We start from the raw sequence: 17307 nt of genomic DNA on the forward strand, positions 1-17307 counted from the left end.
CGCTCCATTTCCTTTAGGATAAATAAACATATCATTACATAAACGCACTATTTATAAACTATTTTTTTTAGATCTCGCTTTTTCCATGAACCTATTGAAATTTACAATAAATCTCTCATGAGTTCCTCTTGCAACTAGCTCTCTTTCGTCTCTTGCAGAAACCTCAAACGTTAGCTTTCTGCCGTCTACTTTGACAAGTTTTGCTTTTGCCCAAACCTTCATTCCTACGGGCGTAGGAGCGATGTGTTCTATATTAATCAATGTCCCAACAGAAGTATCACCTGTAGCTAGCTTGTTCTTAATAGCTTCTACTGCAGCACCCTCAAGAAGACTAACTATTCTTGGTGTAGACAAAACGTTAACCAGTCCGCTGCCATAAAATGCTGCTGTATCATTATCAGTAACTATCGTTTCAATTTCTGCACTTAATCCAACCTCTATCATCAATTATTCTCCCTTTGACAAAGATTCTAAACAAACTATATTAGCATTATATAATAATTATAATAAAATCTAAGAAATCTTGTTCAGATGATACTCCAACCAGTTAAATATTACCCCCTGAGCATAACCAAGAGCTCCGACCTGAGATCCCTCTTCAGCCCCTTCGCTTGCAGTCATATTAATTATCTCTCTTGGACATTCAAGCAGATCGTAGAATTTTTTAGACTCACCTCTAAAGAAAAAGGTGTTTGTAGAGTTTATAACCAGAGTAGGGCAATTGATATTTGTTATAATATCTCTTAGGTTATATGGCTTTGTCTTTAAGAAAAAATCAGCAATAGTAGAAGCGTTAAAAGCCCACATGCCGTGGTGAATTGCCCACCTAAAGGTGGTATTGTTCCTTAGCGCTTCGGCCATGGCCTTGTTGAAAGCTGCCTTATCAGTCTCAAGAAGTTTTTTTGCGACGGGTGGAAGGAGCGAAATTAAAGAACTATAATAGTCAAAAACTCCACCATCAGCTACCAATAGAGCAATCCTACTATCAAAAGCACATGCTCTTGGCGCAAAATACCCTCCTAAATCTACTCCAAACATAGCTATTTTTTTAAGATTTACATCCTTTCTGGTTACAATATAATTTATTATAGGTTTACTAACCTTTTCAAAGTCAGGTCTAAAGTAAAGCCCCTGAAGAATAAGTGCTCTTCCTTGTCCAGGACCATCAAAGGTAGCAAAATTAAAGCCTCTTTTCACAGCACCAAAGCCCCAATCCATAACGAGCTCTTCTGCATTGGAGTCAAAACCGCCTACCATAACTACGGTTGGCCTGGGTGTTGAGTCGCTTGACGCCTTCACAAAGTAAAGCGGGATAGTAGTATTCTGGTATTGGATTTCTATAGATTCAATTTTTGGATCAAAGAGTGAGGCAGCTTTAACGAAAGAAGTTCTACTCTTGGTATAATTATCGAAAATCCTTGGATCTTTCGGATTGGCACCAAGAAAAAAACCTGAAGTCCTTAGATAATTAGATGCTCTTAAATAGGTTTCTCTTGCACTTACCAGAAAACCTTGAGAATAATACTCTTCTGCAAGAGAGTATAATCTATCTCCTTGAGTCTTCCAGCCTTCGTACCAGCTATTTGTATCATTGTCTTTGATGTTTTTGATCGCTAAAAAGCACTCCTTTATGTCCGCACAAGAAGAAAAAGTCTTTGAAAGCGCTCTGAGAGCTTGATAAGAAAATTCTTTATTTGCAAATAACTCGCTTCCTTCTGAAGAACCATTAACCTGTGCAAATGCAATGTTGTTGAATGGTTCAAGGTTAAGAAGTGTGCCTAAAGCCAGGATACCCAAGAATTCTCTCCTGTTCAAGTCAACCTCCTTAAATGTAGTAAAATATTAAATTATTGCTTAATTATAATGTCAAACAAAGCTATTTTACAAGTAGATTTTGGAGGTAATATAAATGAGGTTTACAATAATGTGGGATTTTGACGGAACAATTGCCGACACTACCGATCTAATAATAGAATCTTATCAGCAAACCTTCAAACACTTTTTTGGATTCGAATACCCAAGAGAAAAGATATTAAGCGTTTTTTCTCTCCCTATGAGAGAGAGCTTTATAGCGCTTGGCTTCGAAGAGGATATCATAGACAGAATGTTAAATTACTATCGACAATACCATGAATCTGTATTCTCTTCCAGAATAAAGGCATATCCAGGAGCAAGAGAAATTATTGAAGAACTTTCAAAAGAGGGCGTCGTTCAGGCAATTGTAACTTCTAGAAGACGCCGTACCACATATGAAGGAATACAACATCTTAAAATTGCGGAATTTATTCAAGAAGTAGTATGTAGCGAAGACGTTATTCGAACAAAGCCTGACCCAGAACCAATCGAAAAAGTTTTGGAAAGAACTAACGCTGACAAAAAAACATCGTTCATGATTGGTGATAGCCAGTACGATCAAATGGCTGCAAAACAAGCTAATATAAAATTTCTTGGAGCCTTATGGGGACCAAGACCAGAAAGCTTATATCCTGACAAAAATTCTTTTTTGATAAGTGACTTTAAAGAGGTTAAAAATTATGTTTTTTGTTATAATGATAAAATTCTATAACTTAAAAAAATAAGGAGGTATGTAGTGGGTATATTAGATGGCAAAAAAGCTCTCATTTTTGGTCTTGCTAATGATAAGAGCATCGCATGGGGCATTTCGAAGGCATTTAAGGAAGAAGGGGCTGAGCTCGCTCTCACCTATCTCCCTGTCATGGAAAAAAGGGTTAAACCGCTCGCAGAAAACCTTAAGGCTAAAATTGTTCTTCCTTGTGACGTAAATAAAAATGATGATCTAAAAGCAGTTCATGATTCAATAAAAAATGAATGGGGTTTAATCGACATATTAGTACACTCGGTAGCATATGCTCCAAAAGAAGAATTCGAAGAAGGCCTGCTACAAACAACAAGAGAAGGCTTTAAAATAGCAATGGAAACCAGTTGCTACTCGCTAATTGCTATGTGTAATGCTTTTTACCCCCTTATGCAGGGGCGTGAGGCATCGGTTATAACAATGACATATTATGGGGCAGAAAAAGTTGTGCCTCACTATAATATAATGGCAGTTTGTAAAGCTGCTCTCGAAGCATCGGTCAGGTTTCTCGCATATGACCTCGGTCCAAAAAAGATTAGAATAAACGCAATTTCTGCAGGCCCGATTAAAACTCTTGCAGCCTTTGGCATAAAGGGTTTTAGTGAACTACTAAAACATAACGAGCAAAATTCTCCACTTATGAGAACAGTCACAATTGAAGATGTAGGAAATCTCGCTTCTTTTTTGGCATCAGATAGATCTAAAAATATTACAGGCGATATTATTTATGTAGATGCGGGTTATCATGTTATGGGAACTCCTAGGGCTCCAGAAGATTTATAAAAAATAAGCCTGTGATTTATGAATGTTTTTGTGTTTCATAGATCACAGGCCTTAAAACTATCTAATTTGAATACATGTTATTAGAATTCATAAGCTGATTCCTCGTGTTCGCTTTCATCGAGACCCTTTATCTCAAATTCTCTTGAAACCCTTAAGCCAAAAAATCTTTTAATAAATAACCCGATTAAGAGAGTTATCGTAAAACAATAAATTATAGCCACAGATACACCTATTATTTGAAAAATAATCTGATGCACACCACCAAAAAAAAGTCCTTTTGCACCGTTTATTATAGGATTTGCAAATAAACCCAACGCCAGGCTCCCCCATATACCTGAAATCCCGTGGATACCAAATACGTCAAGGCTGTCATCGTAGTTAAATTTTGGTTTGATATATGAAATAGCAGTGTAGCAAAAACAAGATGATATCATCCCAATAACAAAAGCGCTCGAAATATTCACATAGCCCACAGCAGGGGTAATAGCACCAAGTCCTGCTATAGAACCCGATATTGCCCCTAAAACAGTTGCCTTCTTATCCTTTATGAGATCGATTGCCATCCATGTCAAAAGACCAACAGAGGCTGCCATATTTGTATTTATAAAAGCATCAACTGCAAGTTGGCCCGAAGAAAGAGCGCTCCCTGCATTAAATCCAAACCAACCAAACCATAAAAGACCTGCACCAACAACTGAATAACCCAACTGATGCGGCAAAATCCTCATATCCTTTCTCCTACCGAGAATCAAACACATTGCAAGAGCAGAAATTCCTGCGCTAATATGAACCACAATACCGCCGGCAAAATCTAATACTCCTAATTTGGCAAGCCATCCACCGCCCCATACCCAGTGGACAAGAGGGATATAAACAAAGGTAATCCATAAAACTGTAAATATTATCCAGCTCTTAAATTTTATTCTCTCTACAAGTGCGCCAGAAATAAGAGAAACAGTAATAGCTGCAAATGTCATCTGATAAACTGCAAAAAGAATTATAGGTATAGAGCCAGAAAGAGACGTAATATGAGAGAAAAAGATGTCTGAAAAAGTACCTATTATACCAAAAACATCTTTGCCAAAAGCCAGTGGAAAACCAAAAACAAACCACATAACAGAAACAATAGCATATGAAACGATAGACATCAGCATCGTGTTAAGGGCGCTTAATTTTTTAACCAATCCACTGTAAAAAAGAATTAGCCCAGGAAATGTCATAAACATTACAAGCGCCGTAGAAACCATCATCCAGGCAGTATCAGCGCCATTAAGTTCGGGAGTAGGTGTAGCATCGTCTGCATAGCTTACAGAACCAAAACTTTGAATGATAATTAGAGAAAAAAGAAAATAGCCAGTAAGTAAAATATATCTTAGATATGACGGAGGGGTTTTAAATAGGGGATTTGATTTTAAAGTAAAAATTCTGACTGCCAGCATTAAAGACATTATGAAAATAGTCGACAAGCCTTCAGGAACGCCAAACATATTTTTTCCTCCTTAAATTAAATTTTATAGTGCCTCTTTGCCCTCTTCTGCAGTCCTTATTCTGATAACATTTTCCATTGGAAGAACAAATATCTTACCATCACCAACATCGCCAGTTTTGGCAGCTTCCCTAATAATCTCAATCACCTTGTCCAAATATTCGTCTTCTACCGCAATTTCAAGCTTTATTTTTTCCACAAAGTCAACAACATATTCAGAACCACGATATCTTTCTTTATGGCCGCGCTGTCTTCCAAAACCCCTAATCTCAGATACGCTCATACCCTTAACAAACCCTGTCTCCATAAGAGTTTCTTTTATTTCATCTAACTTGTAAGGTCGAACAATTGCAATTATGTACTTAAACAAATTAAAAGCCCCCTTTCAAATTTTCTTGTAAAACCTGGATTTTGAATGCGAAAAAGATAGAATTAGTTAAGCGTTTTGTAATGTGGTCAAATAAACTGTGAGACCTCGCATACAAAAAAGAGCTAAAGGAAAAAGAAAAAATAGGAGATAGAAAAAGAATTTTAAACGCTTCCCTTTTTGAAAGAACGCCATTGTTCCTGAAGTATTTTTATACTATCAACTTTATCTTATTTTGTCAAATTTATACAGGTTAACTAAAAAAACTTTATTTCTCAAGAAAAGCCAAGACTTCAGCATGAACAGTATTAGGAAAAAAATCAAAACCGTAAATCTTTTTCAGGGAGTACTTCTTTAATAGAAAAGATAGGTCTCTACCAAGAGTTACAGGGTTACATGAAAGATAAACAATCTTTTCCGGTAAAATTTTTAATAACTTATCCAAAACTATTTTCTTGATTCCATCTCTTGGCGGATCAAGGATAACAACGTCAGATTCTTTCAAAATATCTTCACTAACGCGTTCAGAACTGGAAAAAATTGATATTACATTATTTGCATTAAGCGATCTTATATTTTTAACTGAATACAGATAAGAGTTTTTAAAAGACTCTACTAAATAAACTTTACTTGCTGAATCCCTAAGGCTTAAACCAATAGAACCAACTCCCGAATATAAATCAACAATTTTCCCCACATTATTAATTTCGTTTCTAACAATTTCTAAGGCTTTAGAAAATAATTCAATATTATTTTGAAAGAAACAGTCATAACCATACTTTATCTTAGTTCCCAAAAGATCTTGTTCTATGAAGTCTCGGCCATATACTTTTTTATTATTATCTGCAATCACAATAAGGCCAGCTAAATCTTCAATTTCAGGCACCATGACTATATCAATATCAATTTTATTTTTTAAATAAATTATTCCTAATACTTGACCATTCGTACTCTTTCTAAAAACAATTTTTTCTAAAGCTTCTTTGCCAACATCCAAAGAGTTCAAATAATCTAAAAAACTATATGCAATATAATTTACCTTATCATCTACCAGTTTGCAGCCATTTTCAAGAAGCACAAGATCCTTTGTTCCTCTTTTGTAAAAAGCATATTTAAGTTTAGAACAAGTATTTTCCAATCTATATTCAATCTTTGTTCTATAACCATATATATTATAAGCCTTATAAAACGAATCAAGTTTAATATCCTTTCTGACTGTTTGGAATATTCCCTCCTCAATAATATCTGCTTTTAGTCTTATCTGATATTTATAATCTATAGTCTGCCAAGGCGAGCAACTTAGGTAGTGAGATTCTTTTGGAAGAATTCTAAATCTAGATGGCTCAATCACATTTACAAGCTCTGCTTCAATATAGTCTTTCTTTTCCCTTACAAACTTAACTTCAGCAACCTCGCCTGGTAAAACCCCATAACAAAACACCACTTTTCCACAATTTTTTCCTAGAGCTCTACCAGAGCTGACAATCTTTTCAAATTTTATCGGCCACAATCGCACTATTTCCTGATCGTCCCAATAACTTTAAGTTTTACACCTGGATCAAGTTCCTCAAAAGACATTATTGGTATCCTTGGCAGCGCCCTAAGCGTAAGTGCTCTAATGTGAGGTCTTATTCTTGATGTTGTCAAAATTACAAACCTTTTACCCTGAGACAAAGCTTCTTGCGCTGATGAAGTGATATTGTTTACAACAGTTTGCGCCAATTGACTATCAAGAACTTTATTTTCAGCTAAATTAGAATAAATTTCACCTTCAAGATTGGCATCTATAACAATTGCGCTTATTTCTCCGGGAGAATCTTCATACATCTGAGTAATTGCCTTACCCAATCTCTTCCTAACAGCTTCAGTAAGTGAAGTTACATCCCTTAACTGTCTAGCATTATCAGCAAGAGCCTCAAAAATTGTAACCATATCTCTGATAGATATTCCTTCACTCAACAGGGCGTGCAAAACCTTCTGAACGTCTCCAATTGACAATAGTTCCGGAATTACCTCTTCAACAAGTACTGGGTGAGTAGACTTTAAATTTTCAATAAGTACAGAGGTTTCCTGTCTTCCCAAAATTAAGACAGCATTAGCTTTTATAACTTCCGTCATATGAGTTACAATTACCGACGACGGATCTACCACAGTGTATCCTGATAATTCAGCAACCTCTTTTTGTTCTAAGTCTATCCAAACTGCGTTAAGTCCAAAAACTGGCTCTTTAACCTTAATTCCACTTATAGTAATTTCCTGACCAGCTGGGGGCATAGCAAGCAACTTATTCGGATAAGCATCTCCAAAAGCTACAATATTGCCCCTTATCTTAATCTGATACCTTGTAGAATTAAGTTGCAGATTATCCCTTACTCTAATTGGGGGAATAATGAATCCCATCTCTTCTGAAAGCCTTCTTCTAGTAAGAGCCAATCTGTGGAGTATACCTTCTCCTCTACTTATGTCAGCCAGCTGAACCAGTGCGTAGCCCATTTCAAGTTCCAGCGCCTCAACTCTTAAAATTGAGGGGTCAATTTCTACAGGAGGGAGACTAACAGGTGCTTCTACCTGAGTTTCCTCTTCAACAATCTCTTCTTTTCTAGCCCTTTGAATAAAATAATATCCTATAAAGCCAAAGAAAAGTGCAAGTATGAAAAAAGGCAATTTTGGCAAACCTGGAATCATTCCCATTATTAACATTATCAAAGCAGCAAAGAGTATAGCTGAAGGCTGTGCCACCATCTGAGTAAACGTATCAGTTCCTAAACCATCTTTGCTTGATGCCCTCGTTATGATTATTCCCGTAGACGTAGATAAGAGAAGCGCTGGAATTTGAGAAACAAGACCTTCCCCTACAGTCAAAAGTGTATATGTGCTCAATGCCTTACTAATACTCATATTATGTTGCACTATACCTATAATAAAACCACCTATAATATTGATAAACATAATTACAATTGCAGATATAGCATCCCCTCTTACAAATTTTGATGCACCGTCCATACTACCATAGAAATCCGCCTCTCTCTGAATGTTTTTTCTTCTTTCTCTTGCTTGTTCTTCGTTTATCAGACCAGCATTCAGATCTGCGTCGATGCCCATCTGTTTTCCTGGCATAGAATCCAACGTAAACCTTGCTGCTACTTCTGCTGTACGAGTAGCACCGCTTGTAATAACCAGATATTGAATAACTATAAGAATTAAAAATATAATAAGACCAACAACATAATTTCCCCCAACTACAAATGTCCCGAAAGAATTTATTACTTCACCTGCAAAAGCATGTAATAATATCAGTCTGGTAGCCGCTATCTCTAAAGAAATCCTGAATATTGTCATTATCAAAATAAGCGTTGGAAAAACAGAAAAATCAAGAGGGGTTTTAACGCTTAGCGTTACCATAAGAGTAACGATCGAAAGTGAGATATTAAGGGAAAGCAAAATATCCATTAAAGTGGGAGGTAATGGAATCATCATAATTCCCAAAATCAACATAATTAATCCTGCTAGAACAGTTTCAGTTCGCGAAAAGATTACGCTCATTTATATTAATTTCCGCTTTAACTCACGAATATTACTTGAAATTTCATCAATATGTGATTGATCTTCTTTAAAGAGTTGTTTTAGATATAGCCGAAGGTGTTGCTCTTTAATTTTCTCCATAACCTTTTTTTTCATGTCTTTAAGCAAAAAATCAGATTTATCCTCCTTTGCTTTCAAGTAAGCAAAATACAATTCATCTCTCTTAACCCTTAGAAGTTCTTCTAATATATATAGATTGTTCAACAAAGCATTTATATTGTCCACGGTTGAACCGCTTTCCAAAGCAAGATTTAATTCATTTCTCGCATTCAGAACCTTCTTAAAGATTAACTTATATTCATTTTCTTTGTCCATAAATTTTTTTAATGACTTTGAAAAAGCATTAAGTGAAAGATCTCTTTCTATTTCTCTGAATTTTTTTATCCTTTCAAATCTAAAAGCAAATTTCTTCATTAGTAGACAATCTCGTCTTCTCCGCCACGCGAGATGACTATTGTGCCCGCTTCTTCAAGCCTTCTAATTATTGCTACAACTTTGCTTTGTGCCTCTTCTACTTGTTTTAGTCTAACAGGCCCCATATATTCCAATTCCTCTTTTAACATCTGCGCAGCTCTTTGTGAGAGATTTTTCAAAATCCTCTCTTTTACTTCTTCAGAGCTACCTTTCAAGGCAACACTAAGATCCTTAGAATCAACTTCTCTTAAAACAACCTGTATCGAACGGTCATCAAGATTTACAATATCATCAAAAGTAAACATCAATTTTCTTACGTTTTCAGCTAACTCTGGATCCTTTTCATCTAATGCCTCCAGAACTGATTTCTCAACAGCCCTACCTGATCTTGACAAAATCTGAGCCAAAGTTTGAACTCCTCCAACTTCTGTAAAATCCTGACTAACAATGGTAGAGAGCTTCCTTTCAAGCACGCTCTCCACTTCACGTATGATATCAGGAGAAGTTCTATCCATTGTTGCTAATCTATAAGATACGTCGGATTGAATAGCAGGTGGTAATTCGCTTAAGATCGTTCCCGCTTGCTCTGGCTTTAAGTGAGCAAGAACAAGTGCAATAGTTTGCGGATGTTCATTTTGAAGAAAGTTCAAGAGTTGTCTTGCATCAGCTTTTCTAGCAATCTCAAAAGGTCTTACCTGAAGTGAAGAAGAAAGTCTGGTCAAAATTTCTTGGGCCTTTTCTGGGCCAAATGCCTTTTCAAGAAGTTCTTTAGCATAACTTACTCCTCCTCTAGCAGCAATCTCTCTGGCATACATAGTCTGAAAAGCTTCTTCTAAAACTTCATCCACTTCACCAGTATCTATTTTTCCCAAACCAGCAATCTCAAGAGTTAAGAGTTCAACATCTTCATCAGAAAGGTGTTTCAGAACGTTGGCCGCCTCGTTTGGACCCAGTTGTAAAAGAAGCGCAGCAGCCTTTTGCCTATTTGTAAAACGTTGTCCTTTCATTTATTCCTCTCTCAACCACGTTTTTATGAGGTTGGCTACCTCTGATGGTTTCTCTTTCGCAAGTCTTTCAACCTCATCTCTTGCCTTTTTTCTTGCTAACTCTTCAGGAGTAAGAGGTTTTTCATGAATTATTCCTTCAGCACCAACCGTCGCATCAAGAATTTGTGCGCCTCTTTGTTCTTGAGCCTTTCTTAAAGAAGCTATAGTTCTTCTTATGAATATGATAGCTATTATAGCAGCAATAATTATCGCAACCCACATGACAATGCTTTTTATCGTATCAATCAACTGCGCCTGCTGCATTGCCTGAAGCTCTTTTTGTTGATATGTCCTATCGAAAGGCATAGCCTGTACGTCTACGCTATCGCCTCTTTGAGGCAATATACCTGCGGCATTAGATACAGCAGCAGTTAGTGCCTGAAGGTTTACAGTTTGCGGTGTTCCGTCAACAATTACTGAAACAGTTAATCGCTTTATATCCCCTGAAGGATTCTTTATCATCTCTTCTTGCTTGTTTACGTCATAATTTGTAATCTCTTCCGTCTTCCTGCTCGAAGATGAAGAGGTTGGAGCTGGAGTTTGATAAGAAGGTATGCCTTGAGGAGCAGTTGTAGATGGTGTTTGAGGTGTAGTGTTCTGGCTTTTCGAAGTATCAGTAGTGACTTTGCTGGATATAACAATACCGCTTTGTCCCACTACAGGTGAATACGTTACTTTTTTAACTTCTGAAGAAGCCAGGTTTAGTTCAGCAGAAACCCTAACTACAGATTTTCCAGGGCCAAGCATTGTGTCCAACATTGTCTGTATCTTTCGCTGGATTTCGCTTTCATATTTTCTTTTTACGTCAAGTTCTCTTTGAGAAAGTACGGATTTACTGAAGTTAAGATTTGCCGAAAGAAGTTCTCCTCTTGTATCCATAATAGTCACATTTTCTGGCTTTAATCCTTCAACGGCTCTTGAGACTAAAAAAGCTATAGCTTCAGTCTCTTTTTCAGAAATGCTCTGACCTGGCTTTAAGTTTAGCATAACTGAAGCAGAAGCCGGTATATCTTGAGAAACAAAAACTCCTGTTTTAGGAAGTACAATATGAACTCTTGCCCCTTCTACCCCGTTTATTTGAGAAATAGTCCTTGCAAGCTCGCCTTGAAGTGCCCTAACGTAATCAACCTTTTGAGTAAAATCCGTAGTAAAAAGGTTGTTTCTATCAAATATCTCAAAGCCAACTCCCGAACCTTCTGGGAGACCCTGCGCAGCCAAAGAGAGTCTTAGATCATAAACTTTATCCTTTGGTACTAAAATAGTTGTTCCAGAATCTTTTAATTCGTATGGAATTTTCTGCTCCTTAAGCTTTGTCACAATAGCTGCCGCATCGCTTGAGGAAAGATTAGTAAAAAGCGGCACCATCTGAGGTTTAAAAAAGAATAAAGAGGCAAATATAAGTAAAATAAAAACAAAAGAAGCTCCCGATAAGAGTAAAAAACGCTTCCCCGGTGACAACGCCAAAAATCTATCACGCAAGCTAAAAAAAAGCGCGCGAATTCTATCCATATTTATGTGATTATTCTAGACAGATCCTGATATGCTCCTATAAGCTCGCTTCTCACACTCATCAAAAGCTGCATGGAAAGAACTGCGTCCTCTTGTTTTATAAGAGCCGTGGGAAGATCGATCTGACCTGCTGCAAGCTGCTCTGCAGCGCGATCGCCTTCTTTAAGAGATGAATTCACGTTTCCCAAAAAATCCATCAAAGCATCTTTGAAGTTTGAAGTAGGTTCAGACTTCCAACTTAAATTAATTGGCATTATATTTGGGTTAATAGGTTCTATAGGTTTCATCTCAGCTGATCCAGAGTTCGACCTATCATAGATTTCGTAGCGCTAATCACGTTAAGATCTGCCTCATAAGATCGGGAAGCGTTAATCAAAGATACCATTTCACGAATAGGATTAACATTTGGATATTCGACATAACCATCAGCGTTTGCCTCAGGATTTCCAGGATCATATACCATTCTAGGCGGTGAATTGTCGCTTACAATACCCGCTACCTTTACTCCAAGAAAACTGCCATCTTTACCCTTAGATTCCTCTAATTCTACAATATGTCTTTTAAATATTTGACCACTTTTGTCCTTAACGTTACTATATGCATTTGCCAGGTTGTTTGCAGCCACGTCCATCTTTAACCTTTGAGCTGTCAAGCCTGATCCTGCAATCTCTAAAGTTCTTAAAAACACAAAAATCACTCCTTTTGACAGGATAAAACTCTTGTAAATATTATACACAAAAAAAGTTAATTTAATCGGCTAAAATTATTTGTTGCATTTTGTCTCTAAAAATAGTGGCTCTTCAACAGAATAGGAAGATTTGTCCATTATAATCTGAATTCCAACTTTATTTTTCTTATTAATTACAAGCGGAGCTAATAGATTGACAGTAGAATCTTCCACAGGATTTTTCATATTTACTATGCAAAGAACTATAGCATCTTCTTCTTTTTCAAGATTTATTGCATCAGCATCATACTTCTCTATTACAACATCATAATCTTTAAATACGCTAAAGGCATCGACAACTATAAATCTCAAATTAGAGGAGATCTCCTGCAAGTAAGCTAACGGTGTGGATTCGTCTGGAATCGAAATTTTAAAACTTTTTTCCCCTTCAAAACCATACACCCCCCGTGGGAATTTTATAACTCCTGTTTCGTTATAAATCTCGTTTTCTTTTTGCATTAAGTCCCCTTTTAAATGGTAAATTTTTATAAAATTATTGCAAATAATTTACAAGCGATTGTGGCAATATCTGGGCTCCAACCTTTAATGCTGCTTGATATGCAGTCTGCCGAGTAGCATAATCTGTAACCACAGTTGGAAAATCTACATTCTGGTAGTTGGAAAGAATAGAGCTATAATTTGTAAGAGCATTAGAATAGTAATTGGACAAATATTGCATCATATTTTGTCTAGAACCTACAATTGATTGGAGATCATTTACTGTCTTAATAGCATTTTGTATATCAGAAACGGTATTTGATATGGTTACCTGATTTCCTGATTCAAGCGCCAGTTGAAGGTTATCGAGAGCTTTAAAAATAGGCAATAACTGAGTTCCATCTATATTCACTCTTGTAGTTACACCAGGTTCAACGGAATAATTTATAGAAGCTGAATCTCCAGAATAAACGACGTTGCCATTTGAATCGAGAGAAAAGGGAGCGCTGGAACTCTTAGAACCAGCAAATATATATGTATTGCCTATAGATGTGTTAGCTACAGAAAGAAGTGACTGCTTTAGCGCTTCCACGCTTTTCTCCAGAGAAGCTAAAGAATCCTGGTTCGTTACATTTGCACCCTGAAGAGCAATAGTATTAGCATTATTAAGAATTGTAGAAATTGAAGTAAGGGCAGAATCAGTTGAATTCAAAATAGACTGACCTGCAGTAATGTTGTTTTGGTAGTTATTTATTCCATTAATCTTTTCCTTAAAGCTCATAATATAATTATTGGAAACGGGATTGTCTTGAGGAAGCTGAATTGCATTTCCAGAAGAAAGTTCATAAGAATCCTTTGCAATAGAAGTCAACTGATTGTTTAAATCAGAATTAAACTGATTGATCATTATATTCATAGTTACTCTAGACATCTTTCACCCTCCAATCTAACCTGTTGCGTTTATAAGTTTATCTAACATAGAATTAATTGCATTTATAACCCTCGCACTAGCTGAATAAGCCGTTTGGTATTGGATAAGGTTGGTCATCTCTTCGTTCATACTCACACCTTGTATGCTTTGTTGTTGATTTTGCAAAAGGGTAACTACGTTGCTTTGGTTTGTATAATTTGTAGTTGCCTGCTGTCCCTGAGTACCAATATTGCTTGTCAAGCTAATATATGCGTTAGCTACTGTAAAAGATCCGTCATAATTTTTGAAACCTAATACAGAAGAATACTCACCAAGAACCCTTATCGATTGATTGGGGTTAGATGTGGTAAAAGTTAAGGATTCACCATCTGTTCCAACCGTAACTCCATATAAGGGCATGCCGCTCGAACCGTAAATAGAATTTAATTCGTTCGCAATAGCAGCAGTATTAGGATAGTTGCCGGAAGGCAGATAAATGTTACTTGTAGTTACCTGTCCCGTCAAAGTATTCGTCAACATCACTGTCAAAGTTCTTGATCTTGGATCCACACCATTTGCAGTATTTCCGTACATCGCAAAATTATATAAATTACTATCAGCTTGAGCAAAGTTAGTAACTCCGGTAGAGTCAAAGCCTTGAGTACCATCACCAGTTACCTTTAGAGATGAGATGCCAAGATTTGGAGTATAAAAAGCAAGCATCCCATTAATATTTTCTGCATAAACTTGTCCATTTAGTGAAGATGAACTAAGAACACTATTCCACGCACTTACCAGACTATTTACGCTCGTATAGGTTCCTGTGGGTATACTTATAGTAGTAGGACTTGAAGCATTGTTAAGCGTAAAATTAAGCGTTGCGTTGCTTGTTGTAGCTACGTTGAGAGGAAAAGTTAGAGGACTCCCTATAGTAGTAGGAAAAGCTAGCGCTTGAAGTCCTGAAGCGATAAAAGATGAACCCTTAAAATTAGCATCCTGTATAGGGGTTGAACCTTGATAATTGTCCACCAGTTTAAACGCTAAAAGATTTCCATCCTGATATGCCTGTATAAGGGGGGTAGAAGTTACATTTTGTACTCCAGTAGAGCTAAAGCCTAACATAGCACTCGTATCGCCCGAAACAGATAGCGATGATGTAGTAGAATCTATAACTTTAAAACCCAAAAGACCACTCTCGTTATAAGCCTGAACATGCCCAGAAAGAGAAGATGCAGCTATCTTAGTATTTATATCATTAATTAAATCGTTTATTGAATTATAATTGGCAGCATCAGCAGTTATATTAACACCATTTATAGTTAGTGTCCTTTGGGCTGTAGTCGCAGTCCCCAAAGCAAGGTTCAAAGTTGAAGGCGAATCTTCTATTGCATGAGGGGTCGATGTCAGAGCATTATTAGCCATTATTTTAGAATTTATATCGTTGATTAGGTTTGTAAGACTGCCAAAATTATTTTGATCTATTATGATGCTCTGAGAAGCAAGTCCCCCTAATTGGATAGTAAGAGTCCTCTGAGCTGTAGTGGCTTTAGAAAAATCAAGATTATAAATTCCGCTTGAACCGATATCCATATTTGCGCTTGAGAGGTTATATCCTGTAGAGCTAAGATATTGAACTGGCAAAACAGAACCTTCAACACTTGTTCGATTAGCAGAGGAACCATAAATAGGCTCGTTTTGTAAATTTGCAATAGCTTGAGCTATCTGACCGTCTCCGCTTCCTCCAGTAGAAGAGGCACCAATTAAAGCTGGGTTATTTATAATTCTTGAATCTATACCCATAGTTGTAATGCTATTTCCTGTAAAGAAGTTTAGCGTTGGACTTATATCGCTAACAAGATATGAAGAATTAAGTGGATATCCTTGAGAATTCAAATAATTTACAGCCGACATAAGTGATGTCGCCTGAGAATTAAGCTGGTTAAGATAGCTTACAAGGTTAATATCCCTCATATCTAAGGTGGCTCCTATCTGGCCACCAGAAACGTTAGCGTTCATTCCATCACTCGACCACACTAGCTTATATAATGGCTGTGATGTGGAATCGTTTGGGTCTGATGGGTTTGAGGCATCAGGAATAACAGTAAGGGAATCATAACCTGCAGTCGAAACCAGAGAATGTCCTCCAATAGAAACCAGTAAATTTCCAGATTGATCGGTAGCATAATTAACGTTGACCAGTTTAGCAAGTTGATCAATCAAATTGTCTCTTTGATCCATCAAGTCGTTTGGCTGCTGACCACTTGCGCTAACAACTGCAATTTGCTTGTTCAAGGTATAAATATTTTGAGCAATCGTGTTAACGTTTGTAGCAAGAGTAGAAAGGCTGCTGTTGAGCTGATTTCTCAAATCTATGAGACCACGGTAAAGACTTTGATAAGAAAAGATAAGGTTCTGTGAATCAGATATAACTAACTGTCTGGTAGACAAATCAGACGGATTATTTGCAAGAGACTGAAAGGCACTAAAAAAGTTTTGCAAACTAGTTTGAAGGCCGCTGTTACTTGGCTCTGCAAGAGCAGTTTGAACTTGTTGAAGCAAGGTAGAAGAGGTGTCATAATACGATTGCAGACTACTCGCATTCCTAAGCTGTGCATCAATAAAGCTATCCCTGTATCTTTTTATAGTAGATATGTTAACTCCAGTACCAACTTCTCCCGACGTAGGATAACTTAAGGGAGTATTCTGTACAAAAACCGGTGACTGGCGCGAGTAATTAGCAGTATTTGCGTTCGCTACGTTATGCCCCGTGACGTCCATTGCAAGCTGATTGGCACTAAGCGCACTCTCAGCAATCTTAAGCCCTAAAAAAGAAGAAATCGTACTCATTATATCTTTGCCTCAAATGAAAAATTTTGAACAGGTTTTCCTTCTAACATTGGAATGCCACAAATTTTTAAAGTATATTCGTTTAAAGCCTTTGCAACACTCAAAAGATGCATATTTCTCTCATTTAATTTTCGAATTTCCTCTAAACGAGAGAGAACTTCCTTTTTTTCAGATGGTAAAAAGCTTCTATTTTTTAATGCATTTTCTAATAGTTTAAAAACTCTTTCCTTTTTCTGAGTAATTTCAACAAGCCCCTTCACGTCATCAGCAATCAAGATATCCTTCTCCTGTTCTAAAATATCAACAGCATCATCTAAAAACTTCATTGTTTCAAATTACCCAAATAAGAGTTTATAGCTTTAGATAACTCAACACTGGATTTTACTCCCATTGATTTGAGCCTTGAAGCTATAGATTCCAGCTCATAACTGCTTTTGGTAAGGGGCAGAACGTCGAGCGCCTTTTTCTGCAAATCTACCACGCTTACGCTTTGAGTTAAATTATCGTTAAACGATTGGGTCTTCTCTGATTTTCCAGATTTTGTAATTGGAGTAGATGAACCAGATGGAAAGACTCCATATATTTTCATTTCACATTACCTC

18 protein-coding genes are annotated in these 17307 nt (G+C 36.8%); 2 read left to right on the forward strand and 16 right to left on the reverse strand.

Annotated features, from left to right (window positions below; genetic code table 11):
• Positions 1-51 precede the first annotated feature (51 nt).
• Positions 52-444 (reverse strand): thioesterase family protein, encoded by a 393-nt coding sequence (locus TDSAC_RS08170; protein WP_108309921.1) that lies wholly within the window; start codon positions 442-444, stop codon positions 52-54.
• Positions 445-513: 69 nt separating this feature from the next.
• Positions 514-1815 carry an alpha/beta hydrolase family protein gene (locus TDSAC_RS08175; protein ID WP_108309923.1) on the reverse strand — a complete coding sequence of 434 codons (1302 nt, stop codon included), beginning with the start codon at positions 1813-1815 and terminating at the stop codon, positions 514-516.
• Between the two features lie 94 nt (positions 1816-1909).
• Between TDSAC_RS08175 and TDSAC_RS08180 the strand changes: the two genes are divergently transcribed.
• Both TDSAC_RS08180 and TDSAC_RS08185 read left to right on the forward strand, forming a co-directional pair.
• Entirely contained in the window at positions 1910-2566 is a 657-nt protein-coding gene (locus TDSAC_RS08180) for an HAD family hydrolase (RefSeq protein WP_108309925.1), read from the forward strand.
• 24 nt (positions 2567-2590) lie between these two features.
• Positions 2591-3379 carry an enoyl-ACP reductase FabI gene (locus TDSAC_RS08185; RefSeq protein WP_108309927.1) on the forward strand — a complete coding sequence of 263 codons (789 nt, stop codon included), beginning with the start codon at positions 2591-2593 and terminating at the stop codon, positions 3377-3379.
• Positions 3380-3459: 80 nt separating this feature from the next.
• On the opposite strand, the gene TDSAC_RS08190 is transcribed toward TDSAC_RS08185, so the two are convergent.
• The 14 genes from TDSAC_RS08190 to TDSAC_RS08255 all read right to left on the reverse strand — a co-directional run bounded on the left by TDSAC_RS08190 (position 3460) and on the right by TDSAC_RS08255 (position 17294).
• Positions 3460-4629, reverse strand: coding sequence for an ammonium transporter (locus TDSAC_RS08190; protein WP_422822130.1), 1170 nt, complete (start codon positions 4627-4629; stop codon positions 3460-3462).
• 261 nt (positions 4630-4890) lie between these two features.
• Complete coding sequence (locus tag TDSAC_RS08195; RefSeq protein ID WP_108309930.1) at positions 4891-5235, reverse strand: P-II family nitrogen regulator; 345 nt, start codon at positions 5233-5235, stop codon at positions 4891-4893.
• A 265-nt stretch (positions 5236-5500) separates the two neighbouring features.
• On the reverse strand, positions 5501-6742 hold the full coding sequence (locus tag TDSAC_RS08200) for a class I SAM-dependent RNA methyltransferase (RefSeq protein WP_199919783.1): 1242 nt from the start codon (positions 6740-6742) through the stop codon (positions 5501-5503).
• Positions 6743-6747: 5 nt separating this feature from the next.
• Complete coding sequence (gene flhA, locus TDSAC_RS08205; protein ID WP_108309935.1) at positions 6748-8775, reverse strand: flagellar biosynthesis protein FlhA; 2028 nt, start codon at positions 8773-8775, stop codon at positions 6748-6750.
• A complete protein-coding gene (locus TDSAC_RS08210) occupies positions 8776-9228 on the reverse strand; it encodes a flagellar export protein FliJ (RefSeq protein ID WP_108309937.1) in 453 nt (150 codons plus the stop codon).
• Complete coding sequence (fliG, locus tag TDSAC_RS08215) at positions 9228-10235, reverse strand: flagellar motor switch protein FliG (protein WP_108309939.1); 1008 nt, start codon at positions 10233-10235, stop codon at positions 9228-9230. The genes TDSAC_RS08210 and fliG overlap by 1 nt, the downstream gene beginning before the upstream one ends.
• Positions 10236-11783, reverse strand: coding sequence for a flagellar basal-body MS-ring/collar protein FliF (gene fliF / locus TDSAC_RS08220; RefSeq protein ID WP_108309941.1), 1548 nt, complete (start codon positions 11781-11783; stop codon positions 10236-10238).
• Positions 11784-11785: 2 nt separating this feature from the next.
• Positions 11786-12070, reverse strand: coding sequence for a flagellar hook-basal body complex protein FliE (gene fliE / locus TDSAC_RS08225; RefSeq protein ID WP_108309944.1), 285 nt, complete (start codon positions 12068-12070; stop codon positions 11786-11788).
• Complete coding sequence (gene flgC / locus TDSAC_RS08230; RefSeq protein ID WP_234405743.1) at positions 12067-12471, reverse strand: flagellar basal body rod protein FlgC; 405 nt, start codon at positions 12469-12471, stop codon at positions 12067-12069. The genes fliE and flgC overlap by 4 nt, the downstream gene beginning before the upstream one ends.
• 75 nt (positions 12472-12546) lie before the next feature.
• Positions 12547-12969, reverse strand: coding sequence for a flagellar assembly protein FliW (gene fliW, locus TDSAC_RS08235; protein ID WP_108309946.1), 423 nt, complete (start codon positions 12967-12969; stop codon positions 12547-12549).
• A 34-nt stretch (positions 12970-13003) separates the two neighbouring features.
• Complete coding sequence (gene flgL, locus TDSAC_RS08240; RefSeq protein WP_108309948.1) at positions 13004-13879, reverse strand: flagellar hook-associated protein FlgL; 876 nt, start codon at positions 13877-13879, stop codon at positions 13004-13006.
• 15 nt (positions 13880-13894) lie between these two features.
• Positions 13895-16705: a flagellar hook-associated protein FlgK gene (gene flgK / locus TDSAC_RS08245; RefSeq protein ID WP_108309952.1), complete on the reverse strand. Its 2811-nt coding sequence runs from the start codon at positions 16703-16705 to the stop codon at positions 13895-13897.
• On the reverse strand, positions 16705-17031 hold the full coding sequence (locus TDSAC_RS08250) for a hypothetical protein (RefSeq protein ID WP_108309954.1): 327 nt from the start codon (positions 17029-17031) through the stop codon (positions 16705-16707). The genes flgK and TDSAC_RS08250 overlap by 1 nt, the downstream gene beginning before the upstream one ends.
• Positions 17028-17294, reverse strand: a complete 267-nt coding sequence (locus tag TDSAC_RS08255) for a hypothetical protein (protein WP_108309957.1) — start codon at positions 17292-17294, stop codon at positions 17028-17030. The genes TDSAC_RS08250 and TDSAC_RS08255 overlap by 4 nt, the downstream gene beginning before the upstream one ends.
• Positions 17295-17307: the final 13 nt, after the last annotated feature.

It is taken from the genome of Thermodesulfobium acidiphilum, assembly GCF_003057965.1.
GTDB lineage: Bacteria > Thermodesulfobiota > Thermodesulfobiia > Thermodesulfobiales > Thermodesulfobiaceae > Thermodesulfobium > Thermodesulfobium acidiphilum.

Bases quoted from the DNA above. Each gene is read 5' to 3' on its own strand.
- TDSAC_RS08180 (WP_108309925.1), top strand. From the start codon at position 1,910: ATGAGGTTTACAATAATGTGGGATTTTGACGGAACAATTGCCGACACT.
- fliF (WP_108309941.1), bottom strand. From the start codon at position 11,783: ATGGATAGAATTCGCGCGCTTTTTTTTAGCTTGCGTGATAGATTTTTG.
- TDSAC_RS08170 (WP_108309921.1), bottom strand. From the start codon at position 444: ATGATAGAGGTTGGATTAAGTGCAGAAATTGAAACGATAGTTACTGAT.
- TDSAC_RS08190 (WP_422822130.1), bottom strand. From the start codon at position 4,629: ATGATGGTTTCTACGGCGCTTGTAATGTTTATGACATTTCCTGGGCTA.
- fliE (WP_108309944.1), bottom strand. From the start codon at position 12,070: ATGAAACCTATAGAACCTATTAACCCAAATATAATGCCAATTAATTTA.
- TDSAC_RS08250 (WP_108309954.1), bottom strand. From the start codon at position 17,031: ATGAAGTTTTTAGATGATGCTGTTGATATTTTAGAACAGGAGAAGGAT.
- fliW (WP_108309946.1), bottom strand. From the start codon at position 12,969: ATGCAAAAAGAAAACGAGATTTATAACGAAACAGGAGTTATAAAATTC.
- TDSAC_RS08210 (WP_108309937.1), bottom strand. From the start codon at position 9,228: ATGAAGAAATTTGCTTTTAGATTTGAAAGGATAAAAAAATTCAGAGAA.
- flhA (WP_108309935.1), bottom strand. From the start codon at position 8,775: ATGAGCGTAATCTTTTCGCGAACTGAAACTGTTCTAGCAGGATTAATT.
- flgK (WP_108309952.1), bottom strand. From the start codon at position 16,705: ATGAGTACGATTTCTTCTTTTTTAGGGCTTAAGATTGCTGAGAGTGCG.
- flgL (WP_108309948.1), bottom strand. From the start codon at position 13,879: ATGTCTAGAGTAACTATGAATATAATGATCAATCAGTTTAATTCTGAT.
- TDSAC_RS08255 (WP_108309957.1), bottom strand. From the start codon at position 17,294: ATGAAAATATATGGAGTCTTTCCATCTGGTTCATCTACTCCAATTACA.
- fliG (WP_108309939.1), bottom strand. From the start codon at position 10,235: ATGAAAGGACAACGTTTTACAAATAGGCAAAAGGCTGCTGCGCTTCTT.